We start from the raw sequence: 18263 nt of genomic DNA, 5'->3' as shown, positions 1-18263 counted from the left end.
CCGCCAGGACCACAGATGATGGTGTCCGTGAGGACCAGAGGGAGTGGACCCGTAATGACCCGTACCGCGCGCCGGACCCGTAGGACCCGTCGGACCCTTCAGGCGGCCGGTGCGGGCGCCGCCGCCCTGCTGGCGCTGAGCGCCTGCTCGTCGTCCGACGACGACGCGTCCGACTCCTCGTCGGCGAAGTCGGACTCGTCGGCGTCCGCCTCCTCGTCGGACAAGCTGTCCGGCACGGTGACCGTGTTCGCCGCCGCCTCCCTCAAGGAGAGCTTCACGACGCTGGGCGAGCAGTTCGAGAAGGAGCACCCGGGCACGAAGGTCACCTTCAGCTTCGGCGGCAGCGACTCGCTGGCCGCGAGCATCACGGGCGGCGCCCCGGCGGACGTGTTCGCCTCCGCCAGCCCCAAGACGATGAAGATCGTCACCGACGCCGGGGACGCGTCGGGGACGCCCGCCACCTTCGTGCGCAACGAACTGGAGATCGCCACCCTGCCGGGCAACCCCGACAAGATCGCCTCCCTGAAGGACCTCACCAAGTCGGGCCTGAAGGTCGTGCTGTGCGACAAGGAGGTGCCCTGTGGCGCCGCCGCGCAGAAGGCCCTTGACGCCAGCAAGCTCAAGCTCACCCCCGTCTCCTACGAGCAGGACGTCAAGGCGGCGCTGACGAAGGTCGAGCTGAAGGAGGCCGACGCGGCGGTCGTCTACAAGACCGATGTGCACGCGGCGGGTGACAAGGTGGAGGGCGTGGAGTTCCCCGAGTCCGACGACGCCATCAACGACTACCCGATCGTCCCCCTCAAGGACGCGCAGAACACCGAGGGCGCCGAGGCGTTCATCGCGCTGGTGCAGTCCGCCGAGGGCCAGAAGGTCCTGACCGAGGCCGGGTTCCTCAAGCCGTGACCGTCCCCGTCGACAAGTCCGGCGCCGCGGCCGACACCCTCCGGGGCGGGCCGCGGCGCCGGCGTGTCCGGACGGGCGACGGCGCCGGTGGCCGGGGCGTTCCGCTGCCTCTGCTGGTGCCCGCGCTGATCGGCCTGGCGTTCCTGATCGTCCCGCTGATCGCCCTGCTCGTACGCGCCCCCTGGCGGAGTCTGCCGGACCTGCTGACCAGCGCCGAGGTGTGGCAGGCGCTCCGGCTGTCCCTGGTCTGCGCCACGGCGGCGACCGCGGTGAGCCTGGTCATCGGCGTGCCGCTGGCCTGGCTGCTGGCCCGCGTCGAGTTCCCCGGCCGCGGCCTCGTACGGGCCCTGGTCACGCTGCCGCTCGTGCTGCCGCCGGTCGTCGGCGGTGTGGCCCTGCTGATGGCGCTCGGCCGCAACGGCATCGTCGGCAAGTGGCTGGACTCCTCCTTCGGGGTCACGCTCCCCTTCACCACCACCGGGGTCGTCATCGCCGAGGCGTTCGTCGCCATGCCGTTCCTCGTGATCAGCGTCGAGGGCACGCTCCGCGCCGCCGACCCGCGCTACGAGGAGGCCGCCGCCACGCTCGGCGCCTCCCGCTTCACCGCGTTCCGCCGGGTCACGCTCCCGTTGATCGCGCCCGGTATCGCGGCCGGCGCGGTCCTGGCATGGGCGCGGGCGCTCGGCGAGTTCGGCGCGACGATCACCTTCGCGGGCAACTTCCCCGGCCGTACGCAGACCATGCCGCTGGCCGTGTACCTGGCCCTGCAGAGCGACCCGGAGGCCGCCATCGCCCTCAGTCTGGTCCTGCTGGCCGTGTCCGTCGCGGTGCTGGCGGGCCTGCGCGACCGTTGGATGACAGCAGGATGACCGAGCCCCGTTACGCCTCCGACGCCGCCGATGCCACCCCCGACGTACGCGCCGACATCTCCGACGCGGGCCTCGACGCGGGTCTCGACGCGCATCTCGTCGTCGAGCGCGGCACCTTCCGACTCGATGTGGCGCTGCGCGTCGCACCCGGCGAGGTCGTCGCCCTCCTCGGCCCGAACGGCGCCGGCAAGACCACCGCCCTGCGGGCCCTGGCCGGTCTGACACCGCTCACCGGCGGCCGGCTGCGGCTGGACGGCACGGCGCTGGAGCGTACGCCGCCGGAGTCCCGCCCGGTCGGCGTCGTCTTCCAGGACTACCTGCTGTTCCCCCACCTGACCGCCCTGGACAACGTGGCCTTCGGACCGCGCTGCCAGGGCGCAAGCAAGGCCGAGGCGCGGGCGCAGGCCGCCGAGTGGCTGGGCCGCCTGGGGCTCGCGGACCACACCGGCGCCAAGCCGCGCCGGCTCTCCGGCGGTCAGGCCCAGCGGGTCGCCCTGGCCCGCGCGCTCGCCACCCGCCCCCGGCTGCTCCTGCTCGACGAGCCACTGGCCGCCCTGGACGCCCGGACACGGCTGGAGGTACGGGCCCAGCTGCGCCGCCATCTCGCCGAGTTCGAGGCGGTCGCCGTGCTGGTCACGCACGATCCGCTGGACGCCATGGTGCTGGCCGACCGGCTCGTCGTGGTCGAGGACGGCCGGGTCGTCCAGGAGGGCGCCCCGTCCGACATCGCCCGCCGTCCCCGTACGGACTACATCGCCCAGCTCGTCGGCCTGAACCTCTATCGGGGCGAGGCCGACGGGCATGCCGTCCAGCTCGACGCCGGTCCGTCCATCACGACCACGGAGGCCCTGCGCGGCCCGGTCTTCGTGGCCTTCCCGCCCGGCTCGGTCACCCTGTACCGCGACCGGCCCACCGGGGTCAGCGCCCGTAACCTCTGGGCCTGCGAGGTCGCGGGGCTCGAGACCCACGGCGACCAGATCCGCGCCGACCTCACCGGAGAACTGCCGCTCGCCGCGGACCTGACCACGGTCGCCGCCGCCGAACTCGACCTGCACCCGGGCGCGGCGGTCTGGGCGGCGGTGAAGGCCACACAGACCCACGCGTATCCGGTCTGACCGGCTTACGCGGGACGCTCAGCGCGGCCGGTCGGTGGGCACGGCCAGAGGCGCCGGGGTGGCCGCCGGGACCTGGGTGACTGCCAGGCCGGCGAGGATCTTGAGGCGTTCCGCGGAGGTGCTGCCAGGCTCGGCGGCAACCGGTGCTGACGGCCCCGGCCGTCCGGCACGCCGGTAGAGCCCCTCTCCTGGCGTCAGCGCGGACCGCCCCGGCGTTCAATCCCGGCACCGCCGTCGGCTCCTGGCTCGTGGGGCTCTCCCTCGGCACGCCGTTCGGGGCCACCGATCCCACTGTGGCCGCCATCGCCGCGCTGGCCCTCGTCCCCACCGTCGCCCTCACCATCGCCGTGCGCCGGCGACACCGCTCCGTCGCGCCCGGTCCTGCGGGCGTCCGAAGTGCGGCCCCGGCCGGTGCCGAACAGGCTTGACCCGAGGCACGGCCGAAGGCGAGGCCGCGCCCGGCCCTGTCACCCGCCGACCACTCCCCCACGCCCTGGCCGAAACGCCATCACCGTCACTGACCGCACTGGAGAGCACCTCATGCGCGCGACCCTCATGTACGGCGCCGGCGACGTCCGCGTCGAGAACGTGCCCGACCCCGTCATCAAGCAGCCCACCGACGCGCTGGTGCGTATCACCGCGTCCTGCGTCTGCGGCAGCGACCTGCACCCCTACGGCTCGATGAAACCCGAGGACGGTCCCGCCAGGATGGGCCACGAGTTCATCGGCGTCGTCGAGGACACCGGTTCCGAGGTGACCACGGTCCGGCGCGGCGACCTGGTCGTCGCCCCGTTCGCCATCTCCGACAACACCTGCGCGTTCTGCCGCGAGGGCCTGCACACCTCCTGCTCCCACCCGCAGGCCAACTTCTGGGACGGCGAACCGGCGGAGGGCGGCCAGGCCGAGGCGATCCGTGTCCCGCTCGCCGACGGCACCCTCGTCAAGCTGCCCGTCGCCCCGGACTCGGCCCTGCTCCCGTCCCTGCTGACGCTCTCGGACGTCTTCGGCACCGGCCATCACGCCGCCGTGGCGGGCGGCGTCGGCGAGCGCACCCGCGTCACCGTCATCGGCGACGGGGCCGTCGGCCTGCTGGCGGTCCTGTCGGCCAAGCGCCTGGGCGCCGAGCAGATCATCCTCATGGGGCGCCACCAGGCACGTACGGACCTCGGGCGCGCGTTCGGCGCCACGGACGTCGTGCCGGCCCGGGGCGAGGAGGGCATCGAGGCGGTCCGCGACCTGACCGGCGGCCACGGCACGCACGTGGTCCTCGAAGCCGTCGGCCATCTGCCCGCGTACGAGCAGGCCCTCGGGGTCGTCCGCCCCGGCGGTGTCATCAGCCGCGTCGGCGTCCCGCAGTACGAGGAGGCGCCGATCGGCTTCGGCAGCCTGTTCCGGCACAACGTCCGACTCGCCGGAGGACCCGCGCCCGTCCGCGCCTACATCGAGGAACTGATGCCCGACATCCTCGACGGAGTCATCGAGCCCGGGAAGGTCTTCGACGCCACCACCGACCTCGACGGCGTTCCGGCGGGTTACCAGGACATGGCCGACCGCAGGAGTCTCAAGGTCCTGGTCGAGCCCTGAGCCGGAGCCTGAGCGGGCGCGGGCGCGCGGAAGTCGCCGGAGCCTGAACCGCCACCCGGTCGGGCCCGGCTACGGTGGCCCCAGCAACACCCAAAGGCGACAAACCACCCCTTCCCCTGTGAGGCGTTCCGTCATGAGCCTGAGCATCCGCAACCAGATCCCCGGCACCGTCACCTCCGTCACGGCAGGTGAGGCGATGGCGACGGTGAAGGTCCGCCTCGACGGCGGCCAGGTCCTCACCGCGGCCATCACGCTGGAGTCCGTCAAGGATCTCGGCCTCACCGAGGGTTCCGCCGTCCGCGCGCTGGTGAAGGCGACGGAGGTCTCGGTGGCCACCGGCCCGGTGGAGGGCCTGTCCATCCGCAACCAGCTGCCCGGTACGGTCACCGACGTCACCACCGGCGGCGCCATGGCCTCCGTCAGGATCACGGTCGACGGGGGCGAACTGACCGCGGCAATCACCAAGGACGCCGTCACCGACCTGGGTCTGACGACCGGCTCCTCCGTCGTCGCCCTGATGAAGTCGACGGAGGTCTCGCTCGCGACGGCGTGAGAGACGGCGCCGGGGGAGCCAGAACATCGGCGTCCGCGCCTTCGTCCGCGTCGGCACCCGCGTCATGATCGCGTTACGAGAGCGGGGGCGCGCGTCAAGCATCCGTCAGGGAGGCGGCTCGGCCCCCGGTCGGCGGGCATAGCTTCGCTGGAGCGCCCGGCCGATCCGGCCGCGCGGCGCACATCGCCTTCTGCGAGGAGCAGCTTGATGTCTGCGATCGACCACTGCGAGGACCCCGAGCCCTCCGAACGCGTCCCGGCCGGACTTCTCTTCGTCCCCGTCCGGTCGGGGCCCGCGGGCTGCACGGCCCGGTTCTTCCGCACTCCCCTGGGCGGCCGTACGGCCGTCGGATTCACCTCGGCGGCGCGGCTGGCCGCCACGCTGGGCACGGAGCAGCCCTGCATCAGGCTCTCCGAACCCGCGCTGCGCGCGCTCGCCGCACCGCTGGGCATCACCGCCCTCACGGTCGACCCGCAGCTCTCCGCTCCCCCGGTCGCAGCCGCGGCCTCCCTCGCCGACGCCAGCGCAGGTGCAGGTGCAGGTGCCCGCAGGCTGAGGCGTCCGTGGCATGCCCGGCGCCCGCCGCACACCCGTGCGCTGCGCGTGACCGGCGCCGCCGCCGTCGTCTCGTACCTGAACCTGCTGATCGGCTGAGGAGGCGCCCGCCATGACCGTTTCCCTTCACTCGTCCCTCCCGTCCTCCCTGCCCGCTGACGCCGGCGCCCTGTCCCGGCTCCCCGGCGGCGGTGGGACCGACGGACTGTCCGTCTGGCCCCGTTCCGCGCGCCCCGAGACCGGCGGGGACGTCTCCGTGGGCGGCGTCTCCCTCACCGAGGCCGCCGACCGTTTCGGCACCCCCGTGTACGTCCTCGACGAACAGGAGGTACGGGAGCGCTGCCGTACCTACCGCGCCGCGTTCCCGGAGGCCGACGTCGTGTACGCGGCCAAGGCGTTCCTGTGCCGTGCGATGGCGCACTGGGTGCGGGAGGAGGGGCTGGGCCTGGACGTCTGCTCCGCCGGAGAACTGGCGCTCGCCGTCACCACGGGCTTCCCGCCGGGGAAGATCGTGCTGCACGGCAACGCCAAGAGCCCCGACGACCTGCGCACCGCGCTGCGGCTCGGCGTCGGGATCATCGTCGTGGACAGCGCCTCGGAGATCGCCAGGCTGGCCGCGATCACGCCCGCCGACGTCCGCCAGGAGGTCATGGTGCGGGTCGTGCCGGGGATCGCGGCCGGCGGGCACGCCAAGGTACGCACGGGTACGGACGACCAGAAGTTCGGCCTGTCCATCACGGACGGGTCGGCGCAGCACGCGGTGGCCCGGATACTCGACCAGCCGCACCTGGAACTCGTCGGCCTGCACTGCCACATCGGCTCGCAGATCGACTCGGTGAAGCCCTACGTGGCCGCGGTACGGCGGCTGGTCGGGCTGCTGGCCCGGATCCGGGACCAGCACGGCGTCGTGCTGCCCCGGCTGAACATCGGCGGCGGGCATGCCATCGCCTACCGGCCCGGCGAGGCGAGCCTCGACGTGCGCGTCCTCGCGGACCGCGTACACGCGGAGTTGGCGGACGGCTGCGCCCGGGCCCGCCTGCCCGTACCGCGGCTGATGCTGGAACCGGGCCGGGCGATCGCCGGACCCGCCGGGGTCGCGGTCTACCACGTCCTCGCGGTCAAGCGCACCGGCGCGCACACCTTCGTCGCCGTCGACGGCGGCATGAGCGACAACCCGAGACCCGCGCTGTACGGGGTCCGGTACGCGCCCCGCCTGATCGGACGCCACTCGTCCGCGCCGCCCCGTACGGTCACGGTCGTGGGCCGGCACTGCGAGGCGGGTGACGTCCTCGCGGACGAGGTGGAGCTCCCGGGCGACGTACGCCCCGGCGATCTCCTCGCCGTCCCGGCGGCCGGCGCCTACCACCTGTCCATGGCGTCCGGGTACAACCTGGTCGGCCGTCCCCCGGTCGTCGCGGTGTCGGGCGGGATCGCACGCGTGCTGGTGCGCCGCGAGTCACTGGACGACATGAGCCGCCGCGACGTGGGGCTGTAGCACCCGGATACGCCCGCGACACCCCTCAGCACCACCCCGGCCCCCGCCGATTCCCCGACGGAGGGCCGGGTTCACCCCCTGAGGGCAGCGGCTTCAACGCACCCAAGGGGCGCGAGGAACTGCGCGCCCGGCCACGACCGGTCCGCAGCCAACGGACAAACGTTCCCCTCACCCCCTGAGGGGCGCGGGGAACGACGCACGCACAGACCGGCGCCGATTCATACACATTCGTGCGGGACGCTCGGAGACGAGCTGACATCGGGGGCAACCGCGCCTACGGCGCGGACCCCCACTCGTGCGGTCCCCCGCCACGCCATTCCACCCAGCCGGGATCGTCCAGCAGCTCGGCCGGGGAGGACAGTCCGGCGGCCTCCAGGAACACGATCAGATCGTGGTCGGAGTGGGCCAGCCCCAGGATCTCGGCCCCGCCGTCCCGGTGCACGCTCACGCGTCGGCCGCCGCTCGCGGCGGGCCGGTGCACCACGATCAGTGCGCGTTCCACGGGATCCAGGGTGTCTCTCCCCCTCAGGTCGATGCCGCCCGGTCCGGGCACACACATCGCTGGTCACAGCACGGTGGGACGGGCGGCGGGAGCGGTCAGCGGGCCCGGGGTGCCCCCCGTCGCCGCTGCGCCGGCGGGGGCGAAGGCGGCGAGAAGGTGTCGTCGCCCTCGTCCTCGTCCAGCGGCGGCAGCTCGATGGTGTACTGCGGCTGGAGGAACAGACCGTGGTGCTGGGGCACGGCAGACGAGGCCGCCGCGTCCTGAACGGGACGTGCAGGGTCGCGATGCGAAGAGGCAGGCATCCAAAACCATCCGGAGTCGGGAGTCGCGCGGATCAGAGGCGGAGCTGTCGACCGATGAGCATCGGTACCTGCCTACCTCGCGCGCTACTGCCCATTAGATCCTATCGGCGCCCCGAGAACGAAAGGGCGCGGTGCGCGAAGTGATGTGGATGGGTGATCCGTGTCTCCGGGGCGACGCTCGCGGCCGAGGCCGCGGGGCGTCGAAGGCGCCTGCGAACCACCCGCCGGAGCGGGCTTCCGAGCCTCGTTTCAGCAGGTCAGGGCCATTTTCTGGTCGATCGGCGCCGGAGCGGGTCGGCCCGACCGGCGCGCGCGGTGATCCACCGCGGGTGGCCGCCGGGCCGGCCGGGAGCCCAGCCGTTTCGTGCCGGGTTGCGCGCCGCCGTGTCCGCCGCGCAACCCGGTGCGAAGACCCCCGATTCGGCCGAACCGGCACCGCTATAGGCTGCGCCCGTGAATCGGATCTTGGTAGTGGGTGTCACGGGTGCGGGCAAGTCCACACTCGCCCGGGCGGTGGGCGAGCGCTTGGACCTGCCCTATTACGAGATGGACGCGCTCTATTTCACGGGTCCGGACTGGGCTGCCAACGACACCCTGACCGAGGAGGTTGCACACCTCACGTCCGAACCCCGCTGGATCGTCGACTCGCTCGGTTATCCCGAGGTGCGGGATCTGCTCTGGGACCGGGCGGACACCGTCCTGTGGCTCGACTACGGGAAGCGCGTGGTCATGCCCCGGGTACTTCGCCGCTCCGTGCGGCGCACCGTCACCCGCGAGAGTCTCTTCGGCGGCAACAGGGAGACCTGGGCGGGCTGGCTGAGCAAGGAGCACCCGGCCTGGTGGGCCTGGTCCCAACACGCGGGCCGACGCCAGGAGATCGAACGCCGGACGCGCGATCCCCGTTTCACGCCCCTCGACACGCTCCGGTTCTCCCGCCCCCGCGACACCGCGGCGTGGCTGGCGTCCATGTGATCTGACCGAAGCGGCCCGACGCGACACGGCATGACACGGCGCGGGATCATGCACGAAACGCACCCGGCCGACAGCCCCACCGGTTCCACCCCCGGCCGCCACCACCCTCCAGCGGTCTCCGATCCTACCTGGCCAGAACCTCGCCACGGCCTCGCCACAGCGCCGAGGCAGCCCTCGACATGCCGGTGGACTCCCCCGCACCCAGGGCGCTTTCCGGCTCACCGACCGCTCACAGAATCACCTCCGCACGGCCGAGCGCAACCATCGCGACAGCATCGAAAAAGCGCCGACCGATTGAAACCGTTCAATCGCCGACGCCCCCGACGCATCAGGCCTCTCCGGAGCAGCGACCGCATCCGACGTCCCGTCAAGAATGTGTTGCACGCTCATTGACCCTCGCCTCGCACGCCCCTACGTTCACCCGCAGTGAATCGATTCATCATTACTTCCTGAGGAGCCGCAGTGATCAGCAGGAGGAACATTCTGGCGGGTACGGCGGCGGCGATGGCCGTCACGGCGACCGCCGCCGGCGCCGGATCCGCCATGGCCGCCCCCTCGTCCGCACCGGCCGGGGCAAGTGCCCGTCGCAGCGCCCTGCGCGTCACCGCGCCGACCGTCGAGTACGTGCGACACCCGCTGGGCATCGACGCACAACACCCCCGGCTGAGCTGGCCGATGGCCTCGGACGAGCCGGGCGCGCGCCAGAGCGGCTACCAGATACGCGTGGCCTCCAGCGCCTCGCGGCTGCCGAAGCCGGATGTCTGGGACAGCGGAAAGGTCGTGTCCGCCGAGTCCGTCCTCGTCCCGTACGCGGGCCCGCAACTCAAGCCGCGCACCCGGTACTTCTGGTCCGTGCGCGTGTGGGACGCGAACGGCGGCGCCTCGGACTGGAGCGAGCCGTCGTGGTGGGAGACCGGGCTCCTGGACTCCGCGCAGTGGACCGCGAAGTGGGTCTCCGCTCCCCCGGTCCTCACCGACGCGCCGACGCTCGAAGGCAGCTCCTGGATCTGGTTCCCCGAGGGCGATCCCGCCAACAGCGCCCCCGCGGTCACCCGTTGGTTCCGCCGCACCCTCGATCTCCCCGACGCGGTCACGGCGGCGACGCTGGCCATCAGCGCGGACAACGTCTACACCGTCTCCGTCAACGGCACCGAGGTGGCCCGCACCGATCTTGAGACGGACCACGACGGCTGGCGCCGCCCGGCCGTCGTCGAGGTCCTCGCCCAACTGCGTACGGGCAAGAACGTTCTCGCGGTGTCGGCGACCAACGCGTCCGAGGGGCCTGCCGGGCTGGTCGCGACCCTCACCCTCCACACGGCGTCCGGCGAGCGGCGGATCGTCACCAACGACGCCTGGAGATCGACCGACAAGGAGCCCGCGGCCGGCTGGCGCGGCACCGACTTCGACGACGGTGCCTGGCCGGCGGCGAAGGTGGCGGCCGCGTGGGGCGCCGGCCCGTGGGGGAGGGTCGTCCCCGCCTCGTACGCGGCCAACCAGCTGCGGCACGAGTTCAGGCTCCCGCGCAAGAAGGTCGAACGCGCCCGGCTGTACGCCACGGCCCTCGGCGTCTACGAAGCCCACCTCAACGGCCGCCGGGTGGGCCGCGACCAGCTCGCGCCCGGCTGGACCGACTACCGCGAACGCGTCCACTACCAGACCTACGACGTCACCTCGCTCGTACGGTCCGGGGCCAACGCCATCGGCGCGTATGTGGCACCGGGCTGGTACGCGGGCAACGTCGGTATGTTCGGGCCGCACCAGTACGGCGAACGCCCGGCGCTGCTGGCCCAGTTGGAGGTCGAGTACACCGACGGGACGCGCGAGAGCATCGTCTCGGACAGCGACTGGCGGGCCGCCGCGGGGCCGATCGTCGCCGCCGACCTGTTGAGCGGTGAGACGTACGACGCGCGCAAGGAGACCGCCGGCTGGACCTCGCCCGGCTTCGACGACGGGGCCTGGCTCGACGCGGTGCGCACCGCCGCCGACGCCGCTCCGCCCCGGATCGAGGCCCAGGTGGACGGCGCGGTCCGGGTGGCCAAGGAACTCGCGGTCCGGAAGGTGACCCAGCCCAAGCCGGGTGTCTTCGTCTTCGATCTGGGCCAGAACATGGTCGGTTCGGTGCGGCTGCGGGTCTCGGGCGCGGCCGGCACGACCGTCCGGCTGAGGCATGCCGAGGTGCTCAACTCCGACGGCACCCTCTACACGGCGAACCTGCGCACCGCCGCGGCGACCGACACGTACACGCTCAAGGGCGGTGGGCGGGAGACGTACGAGCCGCGGTTCACCTTCCACGGTTTCCGCTATGTCGAGGTGACCGGGTATCCGGGCACGCCCTCGGCGGGAGACCTCACCGGCCGGGTGATGCACACGTCCGCGCCCTTCACGTTCGACTTCGAGACCGATGTCCCGATGCTCAACACCCTGCACAGCAACATCACCTGGGGGCAGCGCGGCAACTTCCTCTCCATCCCGACGGACACACCCGCGCGTGACGAACGTCTGGGCTGGACGGGTGACATCAACGTCTTCGCGCCGACGGCCGCCTACACGATGGAGTCCGCCCGCTTCCTGACCAAGTGGCTCGTGGACCTGCGCGACGGACAGACCGCGGAGGGCGCCTTCACCGACGTGGCACCCATGGTGGGCACGGTCGGCAACGGTGTGGCGGGCTGGGGCGACGCCGGTGTCACGGTCCCCTGGTCGCTGTACCAGGCGTACGGCGACCGGCAGGTCCTGGAGGACGCGTGGTCCTCCGTACAGGCCTGGCTGAAGTACCTGGAGAAGAACAGCAGCGGGCTGCTGCGGCCGGCCGCCGGGTACGGGGACTGGCTGAACGTCGAGGACGAGACGCCCAAGGACGTCATCGCCACCGCCTACTTCGCCCACAGCGCCGACCTCGCGGCCCGTATCGCGAAGGAACTCGACAAGGACCCCGCCCCCTACACCGATCTCTTCGGGCGGGTACGCGCCGCGTTCCAGAAGGCCTATGTCACCGCCGAGGGCCGGGTGAAGGGCGACACGCAGACGGCGTACGTGCTGGCCCTGTCGATGGATCTGCTGCCGGACGGGCTGCGGACGGCGGCGGCCGACCGGCTCGTCGCGCTGATCGAGGCCAGGGACTGGCATCTGTCGACGGGCTTCCTGGGTACGCCCCGGCTGCTGCCCGTGCTCACCGAGACCGGGCACACCGATGTCGCCCACCGGCTGCTCGCGCAGCGTTCCTATCCCAGCTGGGGCTATCAGATCGACAAGGGCTCGACCACGATGTGGGAGCACTGGGACTCCATCCGGCCCGACGGCAGCTTCGAGGACCCGGGCATGAACTCCTTCAACCACTACGCCTACGGCTCGGTGGGCGAGTGGATGTACACGAACATCGCCGGTATCGCGGCGGGCCGGCCCGGCTACCGGGAGATCGTCGTCCGGCCGCGGCCGGGCGGGGGCGTCACCTCCGCCCGCGCCACGTTCGCCTCGGTCCGCGGGCCCGTCTCCACCGAGTGGCGGCTGCGGTCCGGCACGTTCGTCCTGACGTGCTCCGTGCCGCCCAACACCACCGCCGAGGTGTGGATCCCCGCGGACGCTCCGAACAAGGTCACCCACACCACCGCGGCCTTCCTCCGCAGTGAGGACGGCTGCGCGGTGTACCGGGTCGGTTCCGGCACCCACCGCTTCAGGGCGTAGAACGGCCGTCACGCGGCGGAGTCCAACACACCTTGGACGCCGCCGCGTTGGCGGGGCTCCGCGGAAGCGCGCCGACCTGCCCATAAGGTGCTCGCATGTCTGCCTCGTTGAGTTCCGCCAGATCCCGCGCCGCGCTGCGCGCATCGGCGCGTATTTCCGTCGAGCTGCTGCTGGTTCTGGTGATGACCGCGGTGGCTCTCTGGCTCCTGGGCCAGATGTGGTCCGTGGTCTGGCCGCTCATAGTGGGCCTCCTGCTGACCACACTGACCTGGCCCATGGCCCGCTTCCTGCGCCGGCGCGGATGGCCTCCCGCCCTGGCGGCGTCCTTGGTGACCGTGCTGTTCCTGGTGCTCGCCGCCGCGGTGGTCGCGCTGATCGCGGTCCCGGTGGCCTCCCAGTCCGGGGAGTTGACCGACCGGGTCGTGGACGGCGTGCACAAGCTCCGTGACTGGGCCGCAGGACCGCCGCTGAACATCGAGGACGCCCAGATCTCCGGTGCCGTGGACAGTGCGGTGGAGCGTTTCCAGAAGAGCGCCGGCAGTATGGTCGGCACCGTCGTCTCGGGCGTGAGCGCCGTCGTCGACGGTCTGGTCACCGCCGTCCTCGCGCTGTTCCTGATGTTCTTCTTCCTCAAGGACGGCCCGCGGTTCCTGCCGTGGCTCGCCCGTCAGCTGCCCGGCCGGCTCGCCGTCGACGTCCCGACCGTGGCCTCGCGCACCTGGGACACCCTGGGGTCGTTCGTACGGTCACAGGCCGCTGTGGGTCTGCTCGACGCCGTGTTCATCGGTATCGGCCTGTGGGTCGTGGGCGTGCCGCTGGTGCTCCCGCTGGCGGTGCTGACCTTCGTCTCGGCGTTCGTGCCGATCGTGGGCGCCCTGTTCGCCGGGTTCGTCGCGGTGCTCATCGCCCTGGTGTCGAACGGTCTGACGGACGCGCTGATCGTGCTGGCGATCATCCTCGCGGTGCAGCAGCTGGAGGGGAACGTCTTCCAGCCCATGATCCAGAGCCGTGGGCTCGGGCTGCACGCGGCGGTGATCCTGCTGGCGGTGACGCTCGGCGGCAGCCTGGCGGGCGTGGTGGGCAGTCTCCTCGCCGTCCCGGTCGCCGCGATGATCGCCGTGTTCTGGAACTACCTGCGCGAGCAGCTCAGCGAGCCACCCCAGGAACCGGACGCCCGAGAACCGCAGAGCGACGGCACCGTTCCCTCCTGAGGGCCCCCGCGCCGCGGCCGGTCTCTGCCGTAGGCGCGACCCGGCCGCCTACGGGTTCAGTACGACCTTGCCGGCGACCGTGCCGGATTCGGCCAGGCGCAGTGCGTCGGCGGCCTTGGCGAGAGGGAGTTGGGCGGCGATCTGGGCCGTGACCTCCCCGCGCCGGAACGCCGCGAAGACCTGGGTGAGGTCGGTGCGCAGCCGGGCCCTGAACCGGTTCTTGCCCAGGGCCCGGCCGGCCCAGACGTTGTAGAAGTAGGAGCGGCGGCGGTTGGGCAGCGCGTTCCACAGCCACACCCGGCCGAGCAGCTTGAACACGGGCCATTGCTTGGAGCCCTCGTCGTCGCGGGTGGAGGCACTGCCGTAGGCGACGAGGGTCCCGCCGGGTGCGAGGAGGCGCCAGGAGTCGACGATGCCCCGGCCGCCGACGTGGTCGAAGACGGCGTCCACTCCGCCGGGGGCGAGTTCCCGGACGCGCGCGGCGACATCCTCCGTGCGGTAGTCGACGGGGACGACTCCCTTCGCGACGAGCGCCTCGTGGTGGCGTGCGGACGCCGTGCCGATCACCTTCACGCCCGCGGCCAGGGCGAGCTGGACGAGGACCGAGCCGACACCGCCGTTGGCACCGAGGACCAGGACGGTCCGGCCCGCGCTGACGCGTGCCTTGCGGTGGAGCATCTGCCAGGCGGTGATGCCGTTGAGCACCAGGGTCTCCGCCTGTGCCGCGCCGATCCCGTCGGGCACCTCCACCACGTCGGCCGCGTCGACGAGCACATGGGTGGACCAGCCGCCGACCTTCAGCAGGGCCGCCACCCGGGTGCCGGTCAGGCCCGGTTCGACGCCCTCACCCGTGGCCAGCACCGTCCCGACCAGGTCGTATCCGGGTACGAAGGGGAACGGCGGCTGGTCGTAGTAGCGGCCCCGGCGCATCTGCTGTTCGGCGAAGGAGACCCCGGTCGCCTCCATCCGGATCAGGACCTGGCCGGGACCCGCGACGGGGACGGCTCCGCGCCTGATCTGAAGCCCTTCCGGCGCCACCTTGCCCGGCAGGACGACCTCGACGAGTCCTTCGGCGTTCATGACGACCTCCATCGCGGCGCACTCGACTGCACCACGCTCGACTGACTGCTTCTTGCGTTCGTTAGAAGTTGTAACGCAAGAAGAGCGATAGAGTCAATAACATTGGTGATAGCCTCTAACTAAATACGATGCGCAGACACAGACACCGGCAGGCACAGAGACAGACGGACACGGAAGGCGGTAGGCCATGGCGGACACGGGCACCGAGACCCCGCGCGAGCGCTACCGCGCCCAGGTGCGCGCGGAGATCAAGGCGCACGCCTGGGAACAGCTCGCCGCGGCGGGGGCGTCCGCGCTCTCCCTCAACGCGATCGCCAAGCGGATGGGCATGAGCGGACCCGCGCTCTACCGGTACTTCGCCAACCGAGACGAACTGATCACCGAGCTGATCCGGGACGCGTACCGCAGCCTCGCCGACACCTTCCGCGCGACCGCCGCCGACGGCCCCGACGTGTCCGCGCTGGCGTACGCCCTGCGCGGCTGGGCCCTTCAGGACCCGCACCGCTACTTCCTCATCTACGGCACGCCCGTGCCCGGCTACCACGCGCCCGACGACATCACCGGGATCGCGCGCGAGATCATGACGACCCTGCTGGACGCCTGCGCCGCGCTGCCCTCGGACTCCCCCGCGACGGCGTTCGGTTCGCACCTCGAAGAGCACCGGCAGTGGGCGGGCGACCATCCCGCCGGGCCCGCGACCCTGCACCGGGCGCTGACCTTCTGGACCCGGCTGCACGGTGTGCTGTCCCTGGAACTCGCGGGTCAGTTCACCGGCATGGAGTTCGACCCCGCGCTGTTCTTCGCGGCCGAACTCGACGAGCTGATCAAGGCGTCGGCACACTGACCCCGGAAGGTCTGCCCGTTCGGGCAAGCGCCTGTGCCTCTGCGGCTCGTGATACCCGCGGGGCGGCACGTTAGCCTCGTGCGCGTGAGCATCATGACCACAGGGATCGCCGCGGAACTCGGCGCGGTGCAGGGGGAGTTCGCCGGTGATTGACGGCCGGTTGGACGAAACGGGGACGGCCGGCACCCGCACGGCACCGGCCGGCGGGAGTGAAGCCGAGGAGACAGTAGGGAAAACAGCCGGACCGGTATCCGGAGACGGGGACGGACCGGCAGCCGCACAGGCAGCCGCACCGGTATCCGGGCCAGTGGCCGAAGCGGCGGCCGGTGAGCCCGTCGAGGAGTCACAGAAACAGCGCCCGAAGCGCGCCCGCCGCGGCCCCGGACCGTTCACGCTGCTCGTCCTGCCGGGGCTGGTCGCCCTGATGGGGGTGGCCGGCTTCCTGGCCTACACCGGCGGTCTCGACGACGCCTGGCCCCAGGGGTCCGACCCCGATCCGACCGCCACGACCCATGTGGACGCCTCGTACATCCCCTGGCTCCGCAAGGCGGTCGCGGACTGCAAGGTCGTCAAGCCGTCGGTGCTGGCCGCCCAGATCGACCGGCTCTCCGGGTGGAGCAACGACACGGGAGCACTGTCGGGCGAGAAGGGCATCGCCGCGTTCACGGACGCCCAGTGGAAGAAGTGGGGCAAGGACGACGACGGCAACGGCCGCTCCTCCCCCCGCGATCCGGCGGACGCCATGATGGCGCTCGGCCGGCAGGACTGCTCCCTCGCCGAGAAGGTGACCGACCTCAGGACCGAGGGAACCGTCACCGGGGACCTGGTGAACCTCACCCTCGCCGCGTACGCGTCGGGCACGGACGCCGTGGTGAAGGCAGGCCGCGTACCCGGCGACGCGGAGGCCTACATCGACGAGGTGAAGTCGCTGTCCTCGCGCTACAAGTCGGTCGACCGGGAGAGTTCGGGCGGCGGCGCCGTGAACCAGGTGCCGGGCGCCGTACTGGCCGCGCCGGTCGCGAACCTCACCGTCACCTCGCCCTTCGGATCACGCGAACACCCGCTGACCGGCGTGACGAAACTGCACACCGGCGTCGACTTCGCCTCGCCCCAGGGGGCGCAGGTCTCCGCCGCGTCGAAGGGCCAGGTCGTGTTCGCGGCGATGACCAAGGCGTACGGCAACCGCGTGGTGATCGACCACGGCACCATCGACGGCAAGCGGCTGGAGACGACGTACAGCCATCTGCTGGCCCTCCAGGTGTCCGTCGGCCAGGCGGTGGACGCCGGGACGCCGGTCGGGCTGGTCGGCTCGACCGGTCTGTCCACCGGCCCGCATCTGCACTTCGAGGTGGTTCTCGACGGGTACTACACGGATCCCCTGCCGTGGCTCAGGCCCAGCGCCTGAGCCTGGCGGTTCCGGCGCGGTGACCCGGCGGTCCTCCCGCCGTCCCTCGTCCGCCGTCCCCCGCCCTTCGTCCTGAGTACGCGTACTCAGGACGAAGCCGTGCCTCCGCCGGACCATGAGGGCAGATCCGCGTTCCGAGTCCTGGGGGAGGACTTCATGAACACGCGTACCGTCGCCCGTCTGACCTTCGCCAATCCCACGTCGGCGGTCTACCTGACCGTCGTGGGCGGGTCCATCGTCGTCGCTTCGGCCGTCACGAGGTTCGCCGAGGATCCCGGCCTGATCTGGGTGTGGCCGGCGCTCTTCACCGCGCCCGCCTCCGGCCTGGTGACGGTGGTGGACATCTGGCTCGACCCGATGCTCGACACCAGGGCGTCGGTCGCGTTCAACACGGCCGGGATGGTCACCTCCGGCCTGTTCCAGTCGTTCGCCCTCGGCCTGCTCCAGCAGTCCGTACGCACCCGCCTGCGGGGCAGGTTCCGCCAGCACCGCGCCTGAACCCGGCCCGGATGCGGCCGGGTCCGGCGCCTCACTCGGCGGCGGGGCGCCCGCCGAACCGCCAGTCGTGGATCTCGACGCTCCGGTACAGCCCGCCTCGTGCGTACGGTTCGTCCGCCATCATGGCTTCGGCGGCGTCCCGGTCCGGCAGTTCGACCAGCAGGGCGGTGCCCATCCAGTCGGTGCCGTCCTGGGAGAGCAACGGGCCGTACGCGATGAGGCGTTCACGGTGGCCGTGGTCGAGATGGCGGTGGTGGTCCGCCTCCAGGGCGTCGCGGGCCGCGGTCGCGCCCGGCACCCCGTGCGCGATGACCAGGAAGCGCCGGAAGCCGGGCGTCCCGCTCCCGTACTGCCACATCGTGCGGCCGAGGGTGTTCTTCCAGCGGCGTATAAGGACATCCTCGTAGACACCGGCCTTGTAGTTGGGCTCGTCGAACGCGAACGCGTGCGCGGCTGCCGCGCCGGGGAGGTCCACGATGTGCATGCTGCCGGTCGCCGTCTCGCCGTCGGCGCCGAGCGTGGGACCGCGCGCGATCATCTCCTCGGCGTAGCGGTCCATGAATGCCCAGTGCGCCTCGTTCAGCTCCCACCGCAGCGGCATGGATCCTGGCCGGTCACGGCAGTAGAAGAAGTACTCCATCCCGCCTCCGCACCTCACCCTCCACAGGCTCACCCGTTCGGCCGCGCCGGGCGG

Annotated in this window: 18 protein-coding genes; 14 read left to right on the top strand and 4 right to left on the bottom strand. The window is 71.9% G+C overall.

The annotated features are described in order from the left end of the window. The first annotated feature begins 54 nt into the window (after positions 1 to 54). From modA to lysA, 8 genes are all read left to right on the top strand, one after another. On the top strand, positions 55 to 903 hold the full coding sequence (gene modA, locus ACZ60E_RS01265; protein WP_384805525.1) for a molybdate ABC transporter substrate-binding protein: 849 nt from the start codon (positions 55 to 57) through the stop codon (positions 901 to 903). Beyond that, positions 900 to 1772, top strand: a complete 873-nt coding sequence (gene modB, locus ACZ60E_RS01260; protein WP_453792062.1) for a molybdate ABC transporter permease subunit — start codon at positions 900 to 902, stop codon at positions 1770 to 1772. Before modA ends, modB begins: the two co-directional genes overlap by 4 nt. Then, positions 1769 to 2887 (top strand): ABC transporter ATP-binding protein, encoded by a 1119-nt coding sequence (locus ACZ60E_RS01255; protein WP_469436816.1) that lies wholly within the window; start codon positions 1769 to 1771, stop codon positions 2885 to 2887. Before modB ends, ACZ60E_RS01255 begins: the two co-directional genes overlap by 4 nt. Before the next feature lie 248 nt (positions 2888 to 3135). Further along, positions 3136 to 3315: a hypothetical protein gene (locus ACZ60E_RS01250; RefSeq protein WP_469436814.1), complete on the top strand. Its 180-nt coding sequence runs from the start codon at positions 3136 to 3138 to the stop codon at positions 3313 to 3315. Positions 3316 to 3427: 112 nt separating this feature from the next. Then, on the top strand, positions 3428 to 4471 hold the full coding sequence (locus tag ACZ60E_RS01245) for a zinc-binding dehydrogenase (RefSeq protein WP_469436812.1): 1044 nt from the start codon (positions 3428 to 3430) through the stop codon (positions 4469 to 4471). 133 nt (positions 4472 to 4604) lie between these two features. Then, on the top strand, positions 4605 to 5024 hold the full coding sequence (locus ACZ60E_RS01240; protein ID WP_469436809.1) for a TOBE domain-containing protein: 420 nt from the start codon (positions 4605 to 4607) through the stop codon (positions 5022 to 5024). A gap of 207 nt (positions 5025 to 5231) precedes the next feature. Next, positions 5232 to 5678, top strand: coding sequence for an SAV_915 family protein (locus ACZ60E_RS01235; RefSeq protein WP_469436806.1), 447 nt, complete (start codon positions 5232 to 5234; stop codon positions 5676 to 5678). 13 nt (positions 5679 to 5691) lie between these two features. After that, complete coding sequence (lysA, locus tag ACZ60E_RS01230) at positions 5692 to 7074, top strand: diaminopimelate decarboxylase (RefSeq protein ID WP_469436804.1); 1383 nt, start codon at positions 5692 to 5694, stop codon at positions 7072 to 7074. Between the two features lie 274 nt (positions 7075 to 7348). Here the strand turns inward: lysA and ACZ60E_RS01225 are convergent, their stop codons facing one another. After that, positions 7349 to 7576, bottom strand: coding sequence for a hypothetical protein (locus tag ACZ60E_RS01225; RefSeq protein WP_385837413.1), 228 nt, complete (start codon positions 7574 to 7576; stop codon positions 7349 to 7351). A 95-nt stretch (positions 7577 to 7671) separates the two neighbouring features. Next, positions 7672 to 7815, bottom strand: coding sequence for a hypothetical protein (locus ACZ60E_RS01220; protein WP_225890861.1), 144 nt, complete (start codon positions 7813 to 7815; stop codon positions 7672 to 7674). A 516-nt stretch (positions 7816 to 8331) separates the two neighbouring features. Here ACZ60E_RS01220 and ACZ60E_RS01215 point away from each other — a divergent pair. The 3 genes from ACZ60E_RS01215 to ACZ60E_RS01205 all read left to right on the top strand — a co-directional run bounded on the left by ACZ60E_RS01215 (position 8332) and on the right by ACZ60E_RS01205 (position 13742). Next, positions 8332 to 8850 (top strand): P-loop NTPase family protein, encoded by a 519-nt coding sequence (locus ACZ60E_RS01215; protein ID WP_469436800.1) that lies wholly within the window; start codon positions 8332 to 8334, stop codon positions 8848 to 8850. 462 nt (positions 8851 to 9312) lie between these two features. After that, positions 9313 to 12531, top strand: coding sequence for an alpha-L-rhamnosidase (locus ACZ60E_RS01210; protein ID WP_469436798.1), 3219 nt, complete (start codon positions 9313 to 9315; stop codon positions 12529 to 12531). A gap of 95 nt (positions 12532 to 12626) precedes the next feature. Then, positions 12627 to 13742 (top strand): AI-2E family transporter, encoded by a 1116-nt coding sequence (locus ACZ60E_RS01205; RefSeq protein WP_384805545.1) that lies wholly within the window; start codon positions 12627 to 12629, stop codon positions 13740 to 13742. Between the two features lie 48 nt (positions 13743 to 13790). Here the strand turns inward: ACZ60E_RS01205 and ACZ60E_RS01200 are convergent, their stop codons facing one another. After that, positions 13791 to 14822 (bottom strand): medium chain dehydrogenase/reductase family protein, encoded by a 1032-nt coding sequence (locus ACZ60E_RS01200; RefSeq protein ID WP_469436794.1) that lies wholly within the window; start codon positions 14820 to 14822, stop codon positions 13791 to 13793. A 187-nt stretch (positions 14823 to 15009) separates the two neighbouring features. On the opposite strand from ACZ60E_RS01200, the gene ACZ60E_RS01195 reads away from it, so the two are divergent. The 3 genes from ACZ60E_RS01195 (at position 15010) to ACZ60E_RS01185 (ending at position 17569) form a co-directional block, all read left to right on the top strand. After that, positions 15010 to 15666: a TetR/AcrR family transcriptional regulator gene (locus tag ACZ60E_RS01195; RefSeq protein ID WP_469436792.1), complete on the top strand. Its 657-nt coding sequence runs from the start codon at positions 15010 to 15012 to the stop codon at positions 15664 to 15666. A gap of 307 nt (positions 15667 to 15973) precedes the next feature. Beyond that, positions 15974 to 17071, top strand: coding sequence for a M23 family metallopeptidase (locus ACZ60E_RS01190; RefSeq protein ID WP_453792074.1), 1098 nt, complete (start codon positions 15974 to 15976; stop codon positions 17069 to 17071). Positions 17072 to 17227: 156 nt separating this feature from the next. Further along, on the top strand, positions 17228 to 17569 hold the full coding sequence (locus ACZ60E_RS01185) for an SCO4225 family membrane protein (protein ID WP_469436788.1): 342 nt from the start codon (positions 17228 to 17230) through the stop codon (positions 17567 to 17569). A 31-nt stretch (positions 17570 to 17600) separates the two neighbouring features. On the opposite strand, the gene ACZ60E_RS01180 is transcribed toward ACZ60E_RS01185, so the two are convergent. After that, complete coding sequence (locus tag ACZ60E_RS01180) at positions 17601 to 18209, bottom strand: YciI family protein (protein WP_469436786.1); 609 nt, start codon at positions 18207 to 18209, stop codon at positions 17601 to 17603. Between the last annotated feature and the right edge of the window lie 54 nt (positions 18210 to 18263).

This window comes from Streptomyces sp. NPDC102514, from assembly GCF_055584525.1.
This window is presented reverse-complemented; position numbering and strand designations above follow the sequence as displayed.

What these genes read in the sequence shown, in the direction of transcription:
- modA (WP_384805525.1), top strand. Translation starts at nt 55, where the DNA reads ATGACCCGTACCGCGCGCCGGACCCGTAGGACCCGTCGGACCCTTCAG.
- ACZ60E_RS01185 (WP_469436788.1), top strand. Translation starts at nt 17,228, where the DNA reads ATGAACACGCGTACCGTCGCCCGTCTGACCTTCGCCAATCCCACGTCG.
- ACZ60E_RS01200 (WP_469436794.1), bottom strand. Translation starts at nt 14,822, where the DNA reads ATGAACGCCGAAGGACTCGTCGAGGTCGTCCTGCCGGGCAAGGTGGCG.
- ACZ60E_RS01255 (WP_469436816.1), top strand. Translation starts at nt 1,769, where the DNA reads ATGACCGAGCCCCGTTACGCCTCCGACGCCGCCGATGCCACCCCCGAC.
- ACZ60E_RS01240 (WP_469436809.1), top strand. Translation starts at nt 4,605, where the DNA reads ATGAGCCTGAGCATCCGCAACCAGATCCCCGGCACCGTCACCTCCGTC.
- ACZ60E_RS01195 (WP_469436792.1), top strand. Translation starts at nt 15,010, where the DNA reads ATGGCGGACACGGGCACCGAGACCCCGCGCGAGCGCTACCGCGCCCAG.
- ACZ60E_RS01180 (WP_469436786.1), bottom strand. Translation starts at nt 18,209, where the DNA reads ATGGAGTACTTCTTCTACTGCCGTGACCGGCCAGGATCCATGCCGCTG.
- ACZ60E_RS01235 (WP_469436806.1), top strand. Translation starts at nt 5,232, where the DNA reads ATGTCTGCGATCGACCACTGCGAGGACCCCGAGCCCTCCGAACGCGTC.
- ACZ60E_RS01245 (WP_469436812.1), top strand. Translation starts at nt 3,428, where the DNA reads ATGCGCGCGACCCTCATGTACGGCGCCGGCGACGTCCGCGTCGAGAAC.
- lysA (WP_469436804.1), top strand. Translation starts at nt 5,692, where the DNA reads ATGACCGTTTCCCTTCACTCGTCCCTCCCGTCCTCCCTGCCCGCTGAC.
- ACZ60E_RS01205 (WP_384805545.1), top strand. Translation starts at nt 12,627, where the DNA reads ATGTCTGCCTCGTTGAGTTCCGCCAGATCCCGCGCCGCGCTGCGCGCA.